Source organism: Melioribacteraceae bacterium (assembly GCA_019638015.1).
GTDB lineage: Bacteria > Bacteroidota > Ignavibacteria > Ignavibacteriales > Melioribacteraceae > JAHBUP01.
In genome coordinates this window covers 3470534-3490114 of record JAHBUP010000001.1, presented here as the reverse complement: position 1 = coordinate 3490114, position 19581 = coordinate 3470534, and the positions used below count along the sequence as shown (strand labels likewise).

Below are 19581 nucleotides of genomic sequence, written 5' to 3'. Positions count from 1 at the left end.
TTACTCGTCCATGACAACTTCACTTTAGCCAGCGCCGACTAATTATTTGAAGCTCAAAAAAAATAATTAGGAGACTAAAATGAAAACTACAATTAAAACATTGGCACAATATTTAACTGCTGGGTTTTTCTTATTTGTATTATTAACAAATTCAGCAAGTGCACAGGTAAACTGTCCTAAAAACTCAATCGAAACATTAAAGCTTGGTGTAGAAGAAGGTAATGAAGGTGTAATGAGGACTTGTGTTTATTATGCTGGTATTTACAAAATTGCTGAAGCTGTTCCTGTTCTAGCAAAAAGATTCAAAATGGAAAAGGATACTAATAATAAAATACTTATTGCATTAGCTCTTTACTCAATTGGCAACGAAGAATCTTTTGAGGTTATTCAAACAGCAGCCGCGAAGGAAAATGATATGAAAGTAAAAACCAGATGCATCCAGATGTATTTAGAACACACACAAAAACATCAATCACTTACTTCTGAATATGAAAAAATGTAATGGTGACAACTTTTTACAAATTGATGACTTCGCTAAACAATTTTATAAATAAGTTTGAATAGAAAATAAAGAAGATAATACAATGGCACGCAAAATATTTTTAATCATAATCCTTACCCTTTTCGCAGTAGTAATAAATCTCTATGGACAGGATATGGATAAAGTAATGTCATTTAAGGGAAGATGGAAATTTTCGATTGGAGATGACAAAAATTGGGCGAGTAAAAATTATAATGATTCTAATTGGGAATGGATAAGAGTGCCTAGCCAGTGGGAAGATCAGGGTTATAACGGATATAATGGATATGCATGGTATAGAACCAGAGTCAATATTCCGAGCAGACTTTCAGAATCAAATTTGTATTTAGGATTGGGAAGAATTGATGATGTTGATGAAGTATATTTTAACGGTACTTTGATAGGATCATCAGGCACTTTTCCTCCAAACTACAAAACAGCTTATAATTTTTGGCGTAATTACTTTATTCCCGCTGAACTAATTCAATTTAATAGAGAAAATACTATAGCAGTAAGGGTCTATGATTCTCAACTTGGCGGAGGTATTGTTGATGGAGATATTGGAATTTATGAATCGAGCTCTAGTCTTCGGCTCGATATTAATTTAGCAGGCTATTGGTTCTTCAATACCGGCGATGATATGCAATGGAAAAATGAAGTGGAGAGTAGTTGGAATCAAATTTTAGTACCTTCTTCGTGGGAATCTCAGGGTTATGAAAACTATGATGGATTTGCGTGGTATCAAAAATCATTTAAAATGCCTCAATCTTTAAATGGAAAAAAATTAGTTTTAGTATTGGGTAAGGTCGATGATATTGATGAAGTATATATAAATGGCAAATTAATTGGTTCAACCGGAAGTATGAAAGGAAATCCTGTACCGGAAAGATTTAATAAGGAAAATGAGTACCGTCAGCTTCGCGGGTATTATCTCCCGGATGGTGTACTTGAATTTGGTAAAGAAAATTTAATTTCGGTTAGAGTATACGATGGCTATAATGTTGGCGGAATTTATGAGGGACCAATTGGTATTACAGATCAAAGAAAATATGTGAAATTTTGGAATGATCAAAAGAGAAGTAAAAATATTCGCGAAAAAGATTTGTGGGATTGGATTTTTAATTGATATTGCTTCATAATGCCTCCTCTAAACTGAAAGAGCGGCTTACGCCGCTCTTTTAGTTAATCATCACTTTCATTAAAAAACTGTTTATCGTTTTTCATACGCTGGCTGCTTTGGCTCGGCATACGGAGCTTGTTTGAGAGAATTCAACATCTCTTCAATTGCACGATCAAGTTGAGGATCAATCCCTTTGGCTAATTTTGAAGGATCATCAACTACCTCAATATCAGGATCAACACCATGTCCTTCTTTAAACCATTTACCATCAGGATCATACATTCTGAAGGTTGGTACTGATATATTACCGCCATCAATAAGCGCCGGCATACCTGTAATTCCTATTAATCCTCCCCAGGTTCTTGTCCCAATTAAAGATCCAAGTCCAGCTTTTCTAAAATAGTCGGGGAACGCATCACCACCAGAACCACTCCATCCATTAATCAACATTACTTTTGGACCGAAATGAGCGGTTGGCGGCCATTGCCAATTTTTACCGTCACGCACTGCCCAATATGCAAGTGGCTTTCTATTTAATAATTCTATGAAACGATCCGGAATTTGTCCACCATTATTAAATCTTTCATCAATTATTAATGCTGATTTATCAAATTGAGCATAAAACATTCTTACCAGTTCATATTGTCCATCGCTCACACCTGTGCTTGGAACATAGATATATCCAACTTTGCCATTTGTTTTTTCCTCAACATATTTTCTATTTGATTCGATCCATGAAAGATTTCTCAACCGTGTTTCTGAGGATAATGCCGATACAATTATATTTTTAGCGCCATCAAATGTTGGTTTGTCATTAACTGTAAGTTCAACCGTTTTATCCGCCAATCCTTCGAAGGCACCCCATGGTGCTTTTAATATATCTAATGGCTGGCCATTCACTGATAAAATATAATCTCCCTCTTTTATTTTGAGTCCCGGCATCGAAAGAGGTGAACGAACCTCAGTATCCCAAATTGCACCAGTAAGAATTTTTTTAATTCGATAAGCACCATTTGCTATTTCCCAATCAATTCCAAGATAACCAACATTTCTAAAATCGGCTTCGTCAGTATCACCGCCCCCCCTATAAGTGTGGGAGGCATTCAATTCAGAAATAAGCTCACCAAGGATAAAATTTAAGTCCCAGCGAGTGACACAATAATCGACTAATTTTCCGTAACGATCTCTCATTTTATCCCAATTAACGCCATGCATATTTTTATCATAAAAGAAATCTCTTTGAAAACGCCATACATCATTAAATATTTGTTTCCATTCAGCTTTTGGATCAACAGTCATCTCCATCATCGTAGTTGGCATTTTTTTGTCGAGTTTTTGATTCTCAGCAATATCAACTACAGCAAATGATCCCGATTTCACAATGGCAATTTTTTTACCATTAGCCGAAACTTCAAATGCATCGGCGTCATCAATAATTTTTTTCTCTTCCCGCTTCTCCAAATCAAAATAATAGATAGGTTTAATCTTATCAGAAGAACCACTATTTGGAGTTCGGTGAAAAATTAACTTTCCGGTTACAGCCGCTAAGCGAGCAAAGTTACCTGGGATTGTTGGTAAAATGACTACTCTATTCTCGAAATTATCAAATACTATTTTGACCTCTTTTGTTGAATCCTTTTTGGCTTCAGTTTTCTTCCCATCTTTATTTTCCTCCTTTTTTACTTCTTCTTTTTTTATTGAAGTGGTATCATTTTTGGGGGCGAGAGGGGAAACTATATCATTAGTTAAAGGAACAAGTGCTAGGTTCGTAGAATTCGGATAGACGAAAGAATTTTCAAAATCGCTATAAACCGGTGCAAAATTTCTGTTTGTTAAAAAGTATAAGAATTTGCCGTCAGGATCAAAAACCGGTTCAGTATCACTATAAAAACCTGAAGTTGCCTGGATCGATTTTTTTTCTTTCGTATCATAAATAAAAATGGCACTGCTTCTATTCACTAAATCATTCTGATAGGCAAGCCACCTGCTGTCTGATGACCAGCTTGGTTTGAATTGCGCGAGAGCACCTTGATACCAATATTTTGCTTTATCAACTTTATAGGTTTTGTCATTCTCCATATCATAAATAATTATCTCCATTGCTTTATCAACGAATGCTAACATTTTGCTATTGGGAGACCAATATAAATTATATCTATACCCTTCTTTATATGAGGTTAATTTTTTTTCTTCACCCGGCTTTTGCATATCGCGGATTGTTAATTCATACTCGCCGGATTTATCGCTCCAATAGGCGATATATTTCCCATTTGGAGACCATGCAGGGTATCTTTCGGCAGTTCCAGAGCTTTTAGTTAGATTAATTACTGCCCCATTTTCGGCAGGCACATTAAATATTTCACCGCGTGCTTCAATTGCGCCTCTTTTGCCATCGGGGGAAAGTGAAAAGTTTTGAATAAGTTTATCAACTTTTTCATTCCTTGGCATTAGAGTAATAGCATCTGTTACAACATTTACTTTAACTTCACGATACTTCTCATCAGATAAATTTAATAAATATAATTTCCCTCCATTTTCAAATACTATTTCTGCTGGACCAAGCGAGGGAAAATGTATATCAAAATCGGTGAATTTAGTAATCTGTTTTAGTTCTTTTGTATCAATATTATATGACCAAATATTCATTCTTATTTCTGGTCCACGGTCAGAGATAAAATAAATTTTTCTTCCGCTCCACATTGGTAATTCATCGCCGGCGGGATTTTCAATAATATAATCAACGGTAAATTTTTCTAAATCAAAAAGCCAAATATCTGCCGCATCTCCGCCGCGGTATCTTTTCCATGTCCGGAATGATTCAGTTTTATTAGTATATGCAATCTGTTTACCATCCGGAGATAATGAAGCATGCTCGCCATAAGGGACAGGTAGTACCACCGGGAGTCCACCTTGAACCGAAACTTTGTAAAATTGACTGAACCGTTGCTTTCCACTGTGTTTAGATGATGCATAAAGTAAATTTTTCCCATCAGGATACCAATCAATAATTCGATCCGTCATCCCATGGTTTGTAACTCGTGTTGGAACTCCTCCTGTAGTTGGAACAACATATACATCAATATTACCATCATAATTTCCGCTAAAGGCTATTTGAGAACCATCAGGAGAAAATTTAGGAAATATTTCCTGTCCTTTGGGGGAACTCAATTTTAATGCAGTTCCACCTTCTTTAGGAACTGTCCATAAATCACCAGCATATGAAAATACAATATGAGTTTTGGATACGTCTGGATACTGAAGCATTGTTGCGTCAATTTGGGCGTAAATTGTTGCCGCAAATGAAAATAATAGGAATGTGAAAAAAAGTAGTTTTTTCATATATGTCCTTTTAATGGTGTGAGTGTAGTTATTGAAATTTCTGGTGTGAGCATTAATTAGCGGGCTTTCTTTTTGTTCTAATTTAGGGAATTGTTAGAATGGTTACAAAACTATTTTTTTTCTCTTTTTAAATGAGCGTTCGCTTGAATAAGAACCATTGGACTTAATTGCAGTCAGTAGTTACTCTTTAGTTTATTAAATAGAGAAATATTATACACGGAGACAGCGCCGTCCAGCTAAGTCCGGCGCACTGGCTTTTAACCAAGTCTCCAAATATTTAATGTGAATGGCATGTCCCATCTAACGAAACATCCAGCTCGCCATTACAATATGTTAATGCGGCAGTTTCAGCATCATTTTCTGAAGTGAAAATAACTTCAATTCCATTTTTTTTCAAATCCTCAACAACCCGCCATCCCGCGCTTGAGCAAATTAGGTGTGAGCAGTCATTTAGACCAGTTACCAAATTGGAATGACCATGAGAATGATTATGTGTTCCGTGATGATGATCCCCATCCAATTTATGATTTGTAAACACATTTTCTCTCTCTTCACGAGAAATTATCTGATTGTCTTCAATTTCATAAATTAGAAACCCATTACATCTTCCAATATGTCCAGTAACTGTAGAAAAATCATCTGTTGCAATTGCTAATTTCATTACGGTACCTCAATTATTTATTGTTATTATTTCGATTGCTTTACCATTTAGCAAAGCGTCAGCCACTTTAAAACGGGCGGTCTCTAAAATTCTGCCAAAGGTAGCCCTACTAATTTTCATTTTTGATGCTCCTTGTTCATGACTAAGCTTATCAAAATCGGCAAGTTTGATTGCTTCTAATTCATCCATATTAATTGGGGAAATTTTTAGATTGCTAAGGGGTACGGCTCTTGGTTTAAAATATATTGATGTAGGTGAACAGCAAATTCTTCTTTTTTTCTTAGGACGAGGCATCATTTCTCCATAAAAAAATAATGAGCATATGCTCATTACAAACCTATAAAAAATCCCTATCATAAGAAAATTTTAATAGGGATTTAATTAAGGTAAATTAGCTAGTAATTACACCGGTCTGTTAATATTTAGTCTCCGAATCCTTCACCGGAATCTTGAATGCCGCCATCACGATCCCGTCTGTCAGATTTATAATTGTTTATATTGAAGCGTAGGTTTAACATAACAATGGGGGATTCATGTTCTGAGTAACGGTAATTGTAGAAATCGAATGATTGGTTAACGGATTCAAATTTCGCAGTACCGAATAGATCACGAATCTGCAAAGTAGCGGTTAATAAATTTTCAAATAGCTCCTGTTTTACGGCTAGATTTGCATACACGAATCCCTCTCGTTTTCCTTGAGCAGAAACAGATGGACTATTATAATTTGTGTTAAATTGCAACTGAGTAGTTTCACCAATTTTAAAACTATTATTGAATCTTACATTCCAATTGAAACTATTTCGGCTAAAATCTTCACCATATAATTTGCCATCAATTGTATAATCAAAAATGTTTGCCATCAGATTCACGTTCCAATTATTAACCGGATCAAAGTTGAAAAACAATTCAGTACCTAATGCAAAATCTTTTCCAATGTTTTCGACTGATTGGAGTGTGACTTTATCAGAATATATTGACCGAATTCGCTCTATACGATTGTTGGTGATTCTATAATAGGCTTCCATTGAAAGAACACTTTTACCTAATAATGTTTGATAGCCAAACTCATACGAATCTATATACTCAGGAAGCAATGCCGGATTTCCAATTCGAAGATTGTACGAGTTCACCCATGTTTCAAAAGGCTCCAATTCCCAGCCTCTTGGGCGGTTAATTCTTCTTGTGTAACTGGTCATCATTTGATGGCCGGGGAAAAATTCATACGAAATATGAGCTGATGGGAAATAATCCCATTTATCAATTTCAAATAATTGATTTGTAGAATTCAGTTCAATCGAACGCCCGGTATGTTCGGTTCTAAAACCTAACTGATAGCCAAATTTATTAAACTTGCTTGCGAACATTGTATAAATAGCAATTTCCTGTTTATCGTAGGAAATATCCTTATCATAAAGTGGATCTCTATCAAACAACTGTGTGAGGGGATTAAAGTTTTGCAATCCGGTTTGTTCAGTATCGAACTCAAACTCACTTTGAAAACCCGCTTCAAATTTTGAATCAATACCTAATGGAAGAGTATAATCTAATTTTGCCTCAATCTCATTGCCGGGCCCATCCTCAGTCGAAATTTGTCCGCTTAAAATTTTATTTACATCAATTAAACGATGCACGTTTTCTTCATTCGAACTTCCGGATTGAAAGTTGAGCTCAGCACTTAGCTGATGCCCTTTAGTTTCAAATGGATGCTGATAGTTAGCGAATAAAGTGAAATTATTTCCCTTTCTGCTATCCTGTGAGTTACTAAGTAAATTAATCCTATTCAAGTTAGAGGAAGTCCATTCCGAGTAGTCTAAACTAGAATTGCCAAAATGAGATCTTCCACCAAATCTCCCACCGAACATTAATAATCTTTGACTCCCCATATCAAATGATAAAGAACCTCGAATGCCATAATGCTCCATTCCACGGCTAGAATTACCGCTGGAGTTATAATAGGAAATTTTGGAACCATCATTAGTCCAGTTGTTCTCACTTTCCGTACCACCAAAATTTCTATTATTATAATTGAGACCAATATTAGCTTGGAATGCTTCCTCTTTAATGTCGGTTATTATCTCGCCGCCATATTTATCCTTTAGTCCGCCATTTAATTCAAAAACACCACTAATACCCTGGTTTTTACTCTTTTTTAGAATCACGTTGATTATGCCTGAAGTACCCTCGGGATCATATTTTGCCGAAGGATTGGTAATGATTTCAATGTTTTCAATTGAACTAGCTGGTATTTGTTGAAGAGCATCTGCCGGATCTAGAATTGAGGGACGACCGTCGATTAACACTTTAAAATTGCCGCTGCCTCTTAAGCTAACATTTCCTTCGATATCTACTGTAACCGAAGGAATATTTTCCAGTATATCTACAGCAGTGCCGGAACTAGCAGAAAAATTCTCACTTACATTTATTACTTTCTTATCTATTTCGTAGGAAATTGGTGCTCTTTGGCCGCTAACAACAACATCATTAATACCAATTGATTTAGGTGCAAGATAAATTTTCCCAAAATCCAGATCATTATTCTGAATTATCAATCTGCTTGAGAAAAAATTATCGTATCCAATATAACTTGCGCGTAAAAAATAAGTACCCTTTTTAATTCCGGTTAAAACAAATTTCCCATCTCTATTTGTAACCGTACCATTCGCCTGCAGGGAATCTGATTCAGTAAAGAGAACAATGTTAGCAAATTCCATTGGTTTTGAAGTTGATAAATCGAATACCAATCCCTCAATACTATATGAATTATTAGAAGTTGATTGCTGACTAAAGTTAGTAGAAGTGCTAAGAGTTAAAAATAAAATAACTGCCGCGATACGTAAAAAGCTCATAATTTCCTTTCAAAGTTAGTTCATCATGCCCAGATATGACAATAAACATGAAAGTGAGGTTTAAAGTTTTCTGAGAAGAAAAAAATCTTGACACAGACACCATTCAATCGTATATTTACGATGAACGATTTAGGAAATTAGGATGGCGAAATCAAAATTGGATGAATTTACACAGGATGAAATTTGGATTGCTGATGTCGCAAAGGCATTATCCCATCCTGCGCGAGTCAGTATTCTAAAAATTTTGGCTCACAAAAATGTTTGCGTTTGCGGCGATATTGTTGAATTACTTCCACTCGCTCAATCAACGGTCTCTCAACACTTGAAAGAACTAAAACGAGTTGGATTAATTGAAGGGGAAATTGAAGGTCCAAAGGTTTGCTATTGTTTGAATAACAAAACGATGGAAAAAGCAAAAGAAGAACTAAATAAATTATTTAAAAAAGTATGCTGTTAAAGGAGTAGTTATGAAAAACGAAAACGAATTAAAACAAATTGTTAAAGAAAAATATGGGGAGATTGCTAAAAGGTCCTCATCCTGCTGTGCCCCCTCTGGTTGTTGCGGAGGAGATGATTCTAAAATAGTTGGCTACACAATCATGAAGGATGAATATGACCATCTTGATGGGTATGTAGCGGATGCGGATTTGGGGCTTGGCTGCGGATTGCCAACCGAATTCGCAAATATAAATGAGGGAAATACAGTAGTGGATTTGGGAAGCGGAGCCGGCAATGATGTCTTTGTTGCTCGAGCAATTGTTGGTGATTCAGGAAAAGTTATCGGAATTGATATGACTGAAGAGATGATAAATAAAGCTAATATCAATAATCGAAAACTTGGTTATAAAAATGTTGAATTTAAACTTGGTGAAATTGAAAACATGCCTCTCGAAAACTCAATAGCAGATGTTGTGGTTAGCAACTGTGTGTTAAATTTAGTCCCAAATAAAGAAAAAGCGTTTAGCGAGATTTATAGAATTCTAAAACCGGGTGCGCATTTTTGTGTTTCTGATATAGTAATTAAAGGAGAAATGACCCCCGAATTGCAGAAGTCTGCCGAGATGTATGCCGGATGTGTGTCGGGTGCTATTGAAGAAGATCAATATCTCAAGCTAATTTCTGATACCGGATTTAAAAATATCGAAATAAACAAAAGAAAAAAGATTGAGCTTCCGGATGAACTATTAACTGAATATTTATCTGCTCAAGCATTAAGCGAGTATCATGAAAATGTTAAGGGTATTTTTAGTATAACAGTTACTGCAAGTAAACCCTAATTAAAAGTGGTTGTTCGAAAAGTAGTTTATTTTTAAACCTACTTTTCGGGCAGCCAAATTTATTCATTTTCCATTTCGAGTGTTTGATCGTTGTGTTCAATACTGAAAAGAAATTTTGCTTTCGGATTTTTCTCTTTCGCGCGTTCAAGTGAATATGAAGATTCCGCGATGTAAACCAGGTTTTTATTCTTATCTAAAAATAGATTATTACTCCAAAGACTCATCAAACTATCAATATCGCTTTTGTTTTCATATTTAACCCAGCAAGCTTTAAATGAAGGATAGTTGATAAACTCGGCGCTGGCGCCAAACTCATGTAGCAGCCTAAACTTTATTACATCAAATTGTAGCACACCGACAACACCAATTACTTTTCTGTTGCCCTGGTTTTGTGTGAATAGTTGTGCTAATCCCTCGTCCGTTAATTGATTGACTCCTTTTTCGAGCTGCTTGGATTTAAAAGGATCGGTATTCCTAAGTTCACGGAATATTTCGGGTGAAAAACTCGGAATCCCTTTAAACATGAATGCTTCTCCCTCGGTGAGAGTATCACCAATTTTAAAGGTGCCGGAATCATATAAACCAATAACATCACCTGCATAAGCATCGTCAACAATACTTTTTGTTTGTCCCATAAATGTAGCGGGACTCGGGAATTTAATATCACGATCTAATCTAACATGATGATAGTATTTATTTCTCTCAAATTTCCCAGAACACACCCGCAAGAATGCGATTCGGTCTCTATGTTTAGGATCAATATTAGCGTGAATTTTAAATACGAAACCGCTAAATTTTTCATCGTCAGGACTAATCATTCCTTTAGTGGTATCTCTTGGAATTGGGGGCGGAGCAATTTCAATGAATGTATCGAGTAATTCTTTAACGCCGAAATTATTTAACGCACTGCCGAAAAATACCGGGGCTTGTTCCCCTTTTCTATATTTTTCAACATCAAAATCATCATAGATGCCATCCACCAACTCAATATCATGTTTAAGTTTGAGAGCATCATCACCAAATAAATTAATAAGCTCGGGATCATCAATTGAATTGAACATTTTTACTTCATCTTCAACGGTTTGTTTATTTGAGTGAAAGAATGCAAAACTATTTTTATAAATATTATAAACACCTCTAAAAGTATAGCCTTTACCCAAAGGCCAGCTTAACGGGCGAACCTTAATATCTAGTATACTCTCCAATTCATCAAGTAACTCAACCGATTCTTTACCTTCACGATCCATCTTATTAATGAAAACAATAACCGGAGTTTTGCGCATACGGCAAACATTCATAAGTTTTTCGGTTTGTTCCTCAACACCTTTAACACTATCAATAACCAGAATTACGCTGTCAACTGCTGTTAAAGTACGATAAGTATCTTCAGCAAAGTCCTTGTGACCCGGTGTATCCAGTAGGTTTATTATCGAATCTTTATAGTCGAATGACAATACTGAAGTAGCTACAGAAATGCCTCTCTGCTTTTCAATTTCAAGAAAATCAGAGGCAGCAGTTTTCTTAATTTTATTTGATTTTACCGCGCCTGCAATTTGAATGGCCCCACTGTATAAGAGCAGTTTTTCGGTTAATGTTGTTTTTCCGGCATCGGGGTGACTTATAATGCCAAATGTTTTTCTTCTTTCGATGTTCTTTTTAATACTCATAATAATTCTAATTAATACCTATTAAAGATTTTTATAAAATTGATTGTAACCTTGGATTGCTTGAATCTCAAAGCGGAAAGGCGATATGAAGTTATCTGAAAACCATGGCTCAAATATAAGCTATAATTGTTTCAGTAGAAACAGTCTTTTGATAAAGATAGATAAGAAACTTACGCCGGTGAATTTTTATGAGTGAGGATATTTGTGCCGCAAGCGCTTTGGTCCATACCAAAGCCAAAAACCGGTTATGGAAAAAATAAATAGTGCAATCCCCATTATGGAAGTATAGATCAATTTGAACTGTCCATCAGAAGTCCCTAAATAATAATCGGCAATTGAGGCATCATGTATTTTCTCGATAATATCTGAATATCTTCTTTGGATGTGAAGAAGTTTTCCGGTAGCTCCATCGAGCTGAATTTCCCAAAATCCATCTACAAATAGAAATTTAACCATTCCTTTATCTTTACGAATGTCGATGCGGTCAAGTTCGGTAGATAAATTATTGGAAACTGAATCACGAAGAATATTGCAAGCGGTTTTGTGCAATACATCTATTGATAACCAATTCTCAAGTTTCGCTGTAGTTCCCTTATAAGATTTTGGCAGAAGTAAGCCATCGGTATGTTTTTTCCAGCCCAATAAAAATCCAGAAATAGCAATTATTATCAAAAAGCAAAAAAGAAAAATTCCCGTTATTCTGTGAATTTTCCTCACGGTTCTTAGAAATGAAACCTGACTCTTACGTTTATTTGATTGTTCCATATTTGGATTCAAGACATTTTGCAATAGAATGTTTAAAGAAATTAATAGCTAGAAATAAAGTTATGGAGAAACCTTCCAAATTTTATCCGATATTTTTAGATACTCGGGAAGCGCTGCCGATCCGTACCAATCATATAATTCATAATCTAGCAACTTTTCTTTGATAGCTGGGTCGGTTTGTAGTAATTCTACGGCTTCATCTTGAGTAACCGAAGTAAGTATAAATATTCCCCGATATGCTTTATCATTTTTGGATAAAGGACCGGCAACAATTAATTTCCCTTCATCTACCAGCTTGTTAATATTATCTAAATGTCCGCGAAAACTTGAACTAATAAAATCTTTATCATCGGTTTTATTATCTCCGGTTTTAAGAATGACCAAGATATATTTCTTCATGCCATAATCATCGGCGCCCAGACTTTTTGCTAAAGTAGAATCATAACTTGGGTTGTTTGTTTGGGCGATTGCTGAACAAACTGATATTAAAAAAACTGATAAAATTAATAATGATTTCATGATAATAGTTAATCCTTTTTAAAATTTATTGTTATTGAGAATAGCAAAATCAATTATCATTTAATTCTGCAAATGTCAAATCTGTTAATGGATAATTCTTGTGTTCTAAAAAATCAAAGTGCCACCATTCATAAGGGTACTGCTTAAAACCGAAATGCTTCATAATATTGGTAAGCAGTGTACGGTTGCGAATAACTTCCTTCGGCAAATTCATATACTTCGGATGTGCTTTTTCGGAGAAGTCATCAAACTTTGTAGGCATGGCAATTTCTTTTTTTGTCCTCAAATCAACAAGTGAAATATCAACCGCGCAACCACGATTATGACGTGATCCAAATTTTGGATGCGCGACAAAAACAGTATCGGGGTAAACTTCAAAAAATTTGACAGTCGCAGAATAGGGGCGGTAAGCATCGTAAATTTTTAAACCTAAATTGTGATGTGATAGTGAATCCTGAACTTTTTTTAGTGCATCAGATACAGGCTTTCTCGCGTAAGCTTTGGGAGATGAATAAATAATTTCCCCGGTAAAATTATCTTTTGTGGCATAACGGATATCCAGCACAACACCAGGAATAGTTTTTTCCAGATCAATTAGCTCCATATTGGGATTATTGGAAACTAGTTTTTTATAATCGTCAATACAGTAAACTATATTCAGTTTATATTGATTTTTATAACCTTTACACTTATCAACCTGGAAACCAGAAAATATTATTACAGTCAGACTTAATAGAGGAAGAATTATTAAATATTTATTTCCTGATGAATTAAACATTAGGATTCTCACTAAACTTATAAAAAGTCAATTTACAACCAGAAGATATAAATAATCATTTAAAAATTATTGACATTTCTAGCCGTACAAATCCCGAAATACTTCACTGAAAGAATTGACAAACAGTGATCGCTTAATTATGTTTCGTTAGTTAACGAAATGAAAAAATGAAAAATGGAAGATAAAGTTAAATTTTTTAAAGCATTGTCTGATTCTAATAGGCTTCGGATTCTAAAAATGCTTCAAACCAAACCATTATGTGTTTGTGAAATTACAAATGTGCTGGGACTTGCAACCTCAACCGTATCTCAGCACTTAAAATTATTGAAGGAATCGGGCTTCATTATTGAGCAAAAAGAGGGGAAATGGGTGAATTATTATATTAATCCACGTCCAGCTGATTCTCGAGTTACATCAATTCTTACTTCTCTCGATTTCTGGATCGCAGATCATGACGCAATACTAAGTGATAAAAAGAAAGTAATTGAATCGGATAGAAATATAATCTGCTCTAAATAAAAACTTTTAATAAACATTTCGGCAAAAGACGAATTAGGCTAAATATGGAATGGAAAGAACAATACAAATCATTTTTATGGATACTCGGAGTTTTTATTTTCGCATACTTTATGCCAATTGAAGATGCATCCTTCTCCGCCGCAATAATAGCGGCATTTGATCTAGCCAAATGGTATGCCCAAGAGCATGTTCTTCTTTGTTTAATTCCGGCATTTTTTATCGCGGGAGTAATTGCTGTTTTTGTAAGTCAAGCGGCAGTAGTAAAATACTTTGGCGCAAAATCGAAGAAGTGGGTAGCTTATTCCGTAGCTGCGGTTTCCGGAACTATCCTCGCGGTCTGCTCATGCACAATACTTCCTCTTTTTTCTAGTATTCATAAACGTGGAGCGGGACTTGGACCTGCAATCGCATTCCTTTATTCAGGTCCGGCAATAAATATTTTAGCGATTATTCTGACGGCAAGAATTTTAGGTCTCGAACTTGGAATTGCAAGAGTGATAGGAGCCGTTTCATTTAGTGTAGTTATCGGATTAATTATGTCCTTCATTTATCGCAATGAAGAAAAGGAAAGGGCTATAACTCAACTGGCAATGCCGGATGTACCGGAAGTTAGACCGATTTGGCAAACCTCACTTCATTTTTTTATTCTTGTAGCAATTTTAGTTTTTGTTAATTGGGGAAAACCATCCGATGAAACCGAAGGTTTCTGGTATTTTCTCTTCGCTAATAAATGGTTTATCACAGCTCTATTCGGAATCGGGTTTACATTTTCAATGATCTACATTATCGGTGTTAAAAAACTTTTCGCGATACTCGGTGCCGCTGCTGTAATAATTTCATCCATAATCTTTTATAATAATCCCACAATACCGTTTATTACCGCTATTGTCGCAACAACCATCATCCTAACTTTTACAGATGGAGAAGCGAATCAATGGTTAGGTGAAACTTGGGGATTTGCAAAACAGATTATGCCTCTTCTTGGTGCGGGAGTTTTGGTTGCCGGATTTTTGCTCGGTTCAACAAATAACAATAATGGAATTATACCCAATGAATGGATTTCAAATTTGGTTGGAGGAAATTCATTATTCGCGAATTTCTTTGCTTCATTAACCGGTGCGTTTATGTATTTCGCAACTCTAACCGAAATTCCAATTCTTCAAGGATTAATTAACAGCGGAATGGGCAAAGGACCGGCGTTAGCATTATTACTCGCCGGACCCGCGTTATCATTACCTAATATGCTTGTTATAAGAGGAGTTATCGGTACCGAAAAAACAATTGTGTATGTTTCTCTTGTAGTTGTAATGGCAACGTTTAGCGGACTAATTTATGGATCATTATTCTAGAAAAATCAGTTAATAATAAATGTAAATCAGTTATACGAAAGGGATGTAAATGAAGAAAAAAATATTAATTCTATGTACCGGCAATAGCTGCCGAAGCCAAATGGCGGAAGGTTTTTTAAAATCGTTTGATACTGAGCTCGAGGTATTTTCTGCCGGAACAAAACCATCCAATCAAGTTCATCCTAAAGCGGTGCAAGTGATGAATGAATTAGGAATTGATTTAAGCGCAAATTATCCCAAACATTCAGATAATTTTATAAATGAAGAATTAGATTATGTTATTACGGTTTGTGATAACGCTAAAGAAGCTTGTCCCGTATTTCTCGGGAAAGTAGGGAAACAACTCCATATTGGTTTTGAAGATCCGGCCGACGCAACCGGTACAGAAGAAGAAGTTCTTTCTGTTTTTAGAAGAATTAGAGATGAAATTAAAATTGATTTCTATAAATTTTATGAGGAAGAACTTAAATGAGTTCACTAACTAAAAAACTATCCTTCCTGGATAGATACCTAACTCTATGGATTTTCCTCGCCATGTTTATTGGAGTTTTTTCCGGTTATTTATTTCCGGGAGTAGTTGATTTCTGGAATTCATTTCAGAGCGGGACAACTAACATTCCTATCGCAATCGGATTAATTCTTATGATGTATCCACCCCTCGCAAAAGTGAAATATGAAGAACTCGGTGATGTATTCAAAAATGTGAAAGTATTGGCGCTCTCCCTTATTCAAAACTGGATAATTGGACCGGTGCTAATGTTTGTACTTGCCGTAATCTTTCTGCCCGATTATCCAGAGTATATGGCGGGATTAATAATGATTGGGCTAGCGCGATGCATAGCTATGGTAATTGTGTGGAATGAATTGGCAAAAGGGGATACCGAATATGCCGCTGGTTTAGTAGCGTTCAATTCTATATTCCAAGTATTATTTTTCTCTATTTATGCTTATGTCTTTTTAACCATCCTGCCTTCATGGCTTGGACTTCAGACTTTTACGGTAGATATAACTATTGGGCAGATTGCGGAATCTGTGTTTATATATCTAGGAATACCATTCATAGCCGGAATGATAACTCGTTTCGTATTGCTGAAGCTGAAAAGTAAAGTATGGTATGAAAAGAAATTTATTCCTAAGATTTCCCCTATTACATTGATTGCGTTACTCTTTACAATTGTTGTAATGTTTTCACTTAAGGGGGAGTACATTGTAAAAATTCCGTTAGATGTTGTGCGAATAGCAATTCCGCTTTTACTCTACTTTGTGATAATGTTTTTAGTTTCTTTCTACATGGGAAAGAAAGTTGGGGCGGATTATTCCAAAACAGCTACGCTTTCATTTACCGCGGCAAGCAATAATTTTGAATTAGCAATTGCCGTAGCCATTGCGGTATTTGGAATTAACAGTGGTGAAGCATTTGCCGCAGTAATTGGACCTTTAGTCGAAGTGCCGGTTTTAATTGCATTGGTGAATGTTGCGTTATTCTTCCAAAAAAAGTACTTCGGAAAAGTTGAAGAAGGATCAATAAAAGCGCCGGATGTATGTCCTTAACACAATTAACAAAATAAAAATGAAGCAAAATTCTTAGAGGTTAATATGATTTCAGTAAAAATTCTTGGCACCGGTTGTAAAAAATGTCAAACTCTCGAACAAAAAGTTAAAGATGTAATCTCGCTCAATAATGTTGACGCGACACTTGAGAAAGTTACTGATATAAACGATATGATGAGTTATGGAATTATGATGACGCCCGGTCTCGTTGTAAACGAGAAAGTCGTGAGTACAGGAATTATTCCCAAAGATGAGCAAATATTAAATTGGTTAAAAGGAGTGTAGCATGAAGAAAATATTACTATCAATATTGGTGTATGTAATATTAGTTAATGTTAATCTAGCTCAAAGCCCTGAAGTAAAATCAGAAAAATTAAAAACCGCAAAACCTAAAGTTACATTTGTAGAACTCGGATCAGTAAACTGCATTCCATGCAAGCAAATGGTTCCGGTGATGAAAGCAATTGAAGAAAATTATGGTGAGCAAGTAAAAGTTATCTTTTACGATGTGTGGACAAAAGAGCAGAAAAAATATGCCTCTGATTACAAAATTAAACTGATTCCAACTCAAGTATTCCTCGATGAAAATGGAAAAGAATTTCACAGGCATGAAGGTTTTTATCCCGAATCGGAAATCGATAAAATACTTGCTTCGAAAGGATTAAAACCGAAAGGGAAATAAGCATACAACTCTTGTAAGGAGAATTAATGTTCGAAGGATTATTCACTTTTTTATATGAATCGATGATGGGAGCTTTTTGGCTTGCGGTCATTGCTTCTTTTGCATGGGGTGTTTTAAGTATAATCCTTTCACCATGTCATTTATCAAGTATTCCGCTTGTGGTAGGTTATATTAGTTCTCAAGGAAAAATTTCTATAGGAAGAACATTTAGTATTGCTCTTGTCTTCTCAATTGGTATATTAATCACAATTGCGTTAGTAGGAATAATAACAGCATCTCTTGGTAGGTTAATGGGCGATGTTGGAACTACCGGAAATTATCTTGTTGCCGGCATTTTCTTTGTAGTGGGGTTCTATCTCCTCGATATCATTAAATTTGATTGTAATTCATTTGGTTTAAAAAAGACAAATACAAAAGGGTTGATTTCCGCACTCGTTTTAGGATTACTATTTGGTGTTGCCCTTGGTCCGTGCACTTTTGCATATATGGCGCCGGTGCTTGGAGTTGTATTTCAAACCGCACAGACAGATTATCTATCCGCTATGATATTGCTCATCTCATTTGGAATTGGTCATTGCGCAGTAATTGTGGGAGCCGGAACACTTGTCGGTAAAGTTCAGAAATATCTTAACTGGAGTGAAGAATCGAAAGCCATTCTGTGGATAAAAAGAATATGCGGGATTTTAGTTATTCTGGGAGGAATTTATCTCATTGCAATAGTCTAATATTTTTTTCTTATCAAAAGAAACTCTCAAATTATCTCTTTAATTTTACATTCAAGAATAGTATTTGATAATCGAAAATTGCGAAATAAACTTTTTGCTAATTTTTCTTGTCTATATTAACTAATAAAATTATTCTGATTAATTGGTTTAAACTCAATCAACCTATAAACTTAATGAAGTAGGAAATCTAATGAAAAACGGAAAAAAGATTATCATTTGGAGTGCTATTACCGTTGTGTTGGCAATAATTATAATACCCAAAATTAATTTTAACAGCTCTAGTGAAGAAGATGAGACAGCACCAAAGCCCGGAATGAGACCGGTAAACGTAAATGGACTGATTGTTCAATATAAACCGCTACAAAATAAAATTACTTCAAACGGCACTTTATTAAGTAATGAAGAAGTTGAGTTAAGGAGTGAAATTTCCGGTAAAATAACTCAAATACTATTTGTCGAAGGCAAGAGAGTTAAAAAAGGTGATCTACTCGTAAAAATTAATGATTCTGAACTTCAAGCTACATTGAAGAAAAACAAATCACGTGAGAGCTTGGCCAAAGATAAAGAGTACCGTTACAAACAATTGCTAGAGAAGAATCTTACGAGTCAGCAGGAATATGATGTTGTGTTGAGTGAGTTGAATACAGTTTTAGCTGATGTTGAGTTTACCGAAGCCCAAATAGAAAAAACAGAAATTAGGGCTCCATTTGATGGAGTAATTGGATTAAGAACAGTTAGTATAGGTAGTTATATTTCCTCTCAAACAAGAATCGCAAATCTTCAAAGCATTAATCCCATTAAGGTAGATTTCTCAGTCCCTCAAAAATATTTTGGAATGATTAAAGAAGGTAAAACGATTTATGTGAAATTAACTTCCACCGGCAAACAATATTCCGGAAAAATTTATGCAGTTGAACCGAAAATAGATTTAAATACTAGGACGGTTCAAGTTAGGGCGATGATTCCTAATGAAAGAAATGAACTTACCCCAGGCTCTTATGTAGAAATTGATATTGTTCTTGAAGATATAAAACAAGCGATACTGGTAACTACTGATCTTATTGTGCCCGATATCGCAGGAGATAATCTTTTCGTTTATAAAAATGGAAAAGCTGTTCTGCAAAAAGTTACTTCAGGAATTCGAACCGAAAAAGAAATTCAAATAACTGCGGGATTAAATGTCGGCGATACAATTATAACTTCCGGAATAATTCAAATTCGCCCGAATGCTCCTGTTAAAATTAAATTATAAAAATTTTGGAA

At 35.3% G+C, this 19581-nt stretch carries 20 protein-coding genes; 12 read left to right on the top strand and 8 right to left on the bottom strand.

Annotation, left to right across the window (positions count from 1 at the left end; all coding sequences use genetic code 11):
- The first annotated feature begins 79 nt into the window (after window positions 1–79).
- Together KF816_14940 and KF816_14935 are read left to right on the top strand one after the other, a co-directional pair.
- The gene (locus KF816_14940) at window positions 80–502 is read left to right on the top strand and encodes a hypothetical protein (protein MBX3009315.1); all 423 of its coding nucleotides are present in this window, start codon (window positions 80–82) and stop codon (window positions 500–502) included.
- Window positions 503–584: 82 nt separating this feature from the next.
- Window positions 585–1646 carry a hypothetical protein gene (locus tag KF816_14935; GenBank protein MBX3009314.1) on the top strand — a complete coding sequence of 354 codons (1062 nt, stop codon included), beginning with the start codon at window positions 585–587 and terminating at the stop codon, window positions 1644–1646.
- Between the two features lie 84 nt (window positions 1647–1730).
- Here the strand turns inward: KF816_14935 and KF816_14930 are convergent, their stop codons facing one another.
- The 4 genes from KF816_14930 to KF816_14915 form a co-directional block, all read right to left on the bottom strand.
- On the bottom strand, window positions 1731–4979 hold the full coding sequence (locus KF816_14930; protein MBX3009313.1) for a PD40 domain-containing protein: 3249 nt from the start codon (window positions 4977–4979) through the stop codon (window positions 1731–1733).
- Between the two features lie 277 nt (window positions 4980–5256).
- Window positions 5257–5640: a hypothetical protein gene (locus KF816_14925; protein ID MBX3009312.1), complete on the bottom strand. Its 384-nt coding sequence runs from the start codon at window positions 5638–5640 to the stop codon at window positions 5257–5259.
- Between the two features lie 9 nt (window positions 5641–5649).
- Window positions 5650–5934: a DUF134 domain-containing protein gene (locus KF816_14920; protein MBX3009311.1), complete on the bottom strand. Its 285-nt coding sequence runs from the start codon at window positions 5932–5934 to the stop codon at window positions 5650–5652.
- Between the two features lie 128 nt (window positions 5935–6062).
- Window positions 6063–8486, bottom strand: a complete 2424-nt coding sequence (locus KF816_14915) for a TonB-dependent receptor (GenBank protein ID MBX3009310.1) — start codon at window positions 8484–8486, stop codon at window positions 6063–6065.
- A 142-nt stretch (window positions 8487–8628) separates the two neighbouring features.
- On the opposite strand from KF816_14915, the gene KF816_14910 reads away from it, so the two are divergent.
- Together KF816_14910 and KF816_14905 are read left to right on the top strand one after the other, a co-directional pair.
- On the top strand, window positions 8629–8943 hold the full coding sequence (locus KF816_14910) for a winged helix-turn-helix transcriptional regulator (GenBank protein ID MBX3009309.1): 315 nt from the start codon (window positions 8629–8631) through the stop codon (window positions 8941–8943).
- Window positions 8944–8953: 10 nt separating this feature from the next.
- Entirely contained in the window at window positions 8954–9763 is an 810-nt protein-coding gene (locus tag KF816_14905; GenBank protein ID MBX3009308.1) for an arsenite methyltransferase, read from the top strand.
- 59 nt (window positions 9764–9822) lie between these two features.
- Here the strand turns inward: KF816_14905 and KF816_14900 are convergent, their stop codons facing one another.
- The 4 genes from KF816_14900 to KF816_14885 all read right to left on the bottom strand — a co-directional run bounded on the left by KF816_14900 (window position 9823) and on the right by KF816_14885 (window position 13492).
- Window positions 9823–11430: a peptide chain release factor 3 gene (locus tag KF816_14900; protein MBX3009307.1), complete on the bottom strand. Its 1608-nt coding sequence runs from the start codon at window positions 11428–11430 to the stop codon at window positions 9823–9825.
- A gap of 186 nt (window positions 11431–11616) precedes the next feature.
- Window positions 11617–12195 carry a PepSY domain-containing protein gene (locus tag KF816_14895; protein ID MBX3009306.1) on the bottom strand — a complete coding sequence of 193 codons (579 nt, stop codon included), beginning with the start codon at window positions 12193–12195 and terminating at the stop codon, window positions 11617–11619.
- A gap of 60 nt (window positions 12196–12255) precedes the next feature.
- Complete coding sequence (locus KF816_14890; protein MBX3009305.1) at window positions 12256–12714, bottom strand: hypothetical protein; 459 nt, start codon at window positions 12712–12714, stop codon at window positions 12256–12258.
- A 49-nt stretch (window positions 12715–12763) separates the two neighbouring features.
- A complete protein-coding gene (locus KF816_14885; protein ID MBX3009304.1) occupies window positions 12764–13492 on the bottom strand; it encodes a M15 family metallopeptidase in 729 nt (242 codons plus the stop codon).
- Window positions 13493–13666: 174 nt separating this feature from the next.
- Here KF816_14885 and KF816_14880 point away from each other — a divergent pair, with 174 nt between their 5' ends.
- The 8 genes from KF816_14880 to KF816_14845 all read left to right on the top strand — a co-directional run bounded on the left by KF816_14880 (window position 13667) and on the right by KF816_14845 (window position 19570).
- Window positions 13667–14011 carry a winged helix-turn-helix transcriptional regulator gene (locus KF816_14880; protein MBX3009303.1) on the top strand — a complete coding sequence of 115 codons (345 nt, stop codon included), beginning with the start codon at window positions 13667–13669 and terminating at the stop codon, window positions 14009–14011.
- Window positions 14012–14055: 44 nt separating this feature from the next.
- A complete protein-coding gene (locus KF816_14875) occupies window positions 14056–15360 on the top strand; it encodes a permease (GenBank protein ID MBX3009302.1) in 1305 nt (434 codons plus the stop codon).
- A gap of 49 nt (window positions 15361–15409) precedes the next feature.
- On the top strand, window positions 15410–15832 hold the full coding sequence (locus KF816_14870; protein MBX3009301.1) for an arsenate reductase ArsC: 423 nt from the start codon (window positions 15410–15412) through the stop codon (window positions 15830–15832).
- Window positions 15829–16911 (top strand): ACR3 family arsenite efflux transporter, encoded by a 1083-nt coding sequence (gene arsB, locus KF816_14865; protein MBX3009300.1) that lies wholly within the window; start codon window positions 15829–15831, stop codon window positions 16909–16911. Before KF816_14870 ends, arsB begins: the two co-directional genes overlap by 4 nt.
- 45 nt (window positions 16912–16956) lie before the next feature.
- A complete protein-coding gene (locus KF816_14860) occupies window positions 16957–17196 on the top strand; it encodes a TM0996/MTH895 family glutaredoxin-like protein (protein MBX3009299.1) in 240 nt (79 codons plus the stop codon).
- 1 nt (window position 17197) lies between these two features.
- Complete coding sequence (locus tag KF816_14855) at window positions 17198–17593, top strand: thioredoxin family protein (GenBank protein ID MBX3009298.1); 396 nt, start codon at window positions 17198–17200, stop codon at window positions 17591–17593.
- Window positions 17594–17619: 26 nt separating this feature from the next.
- Entirely contained in the window at window positions 17620–18318 is a 699-nt protein-coding gene (locus KF816_14850) for a cytochrome C biogenesis protein (protein MBX3009297.1), read from the top strand.
- A 190-nt stretch (window positions 18319–18508) separates the two neighbouring features.
- On the top strand, window positions 18509–19570 hold the full coding sequence (locus tag KF816_14845) for an efflux RND transporter periplasmic adaptor subunit (GenBank protein ID MBX3009296.1): 1062 nt from the start codon (window positions 18509–18511) through the stop codon (window positions 19568–19570).
- Window positions 19571–19581: the final 11 nt, after the last annotated feature.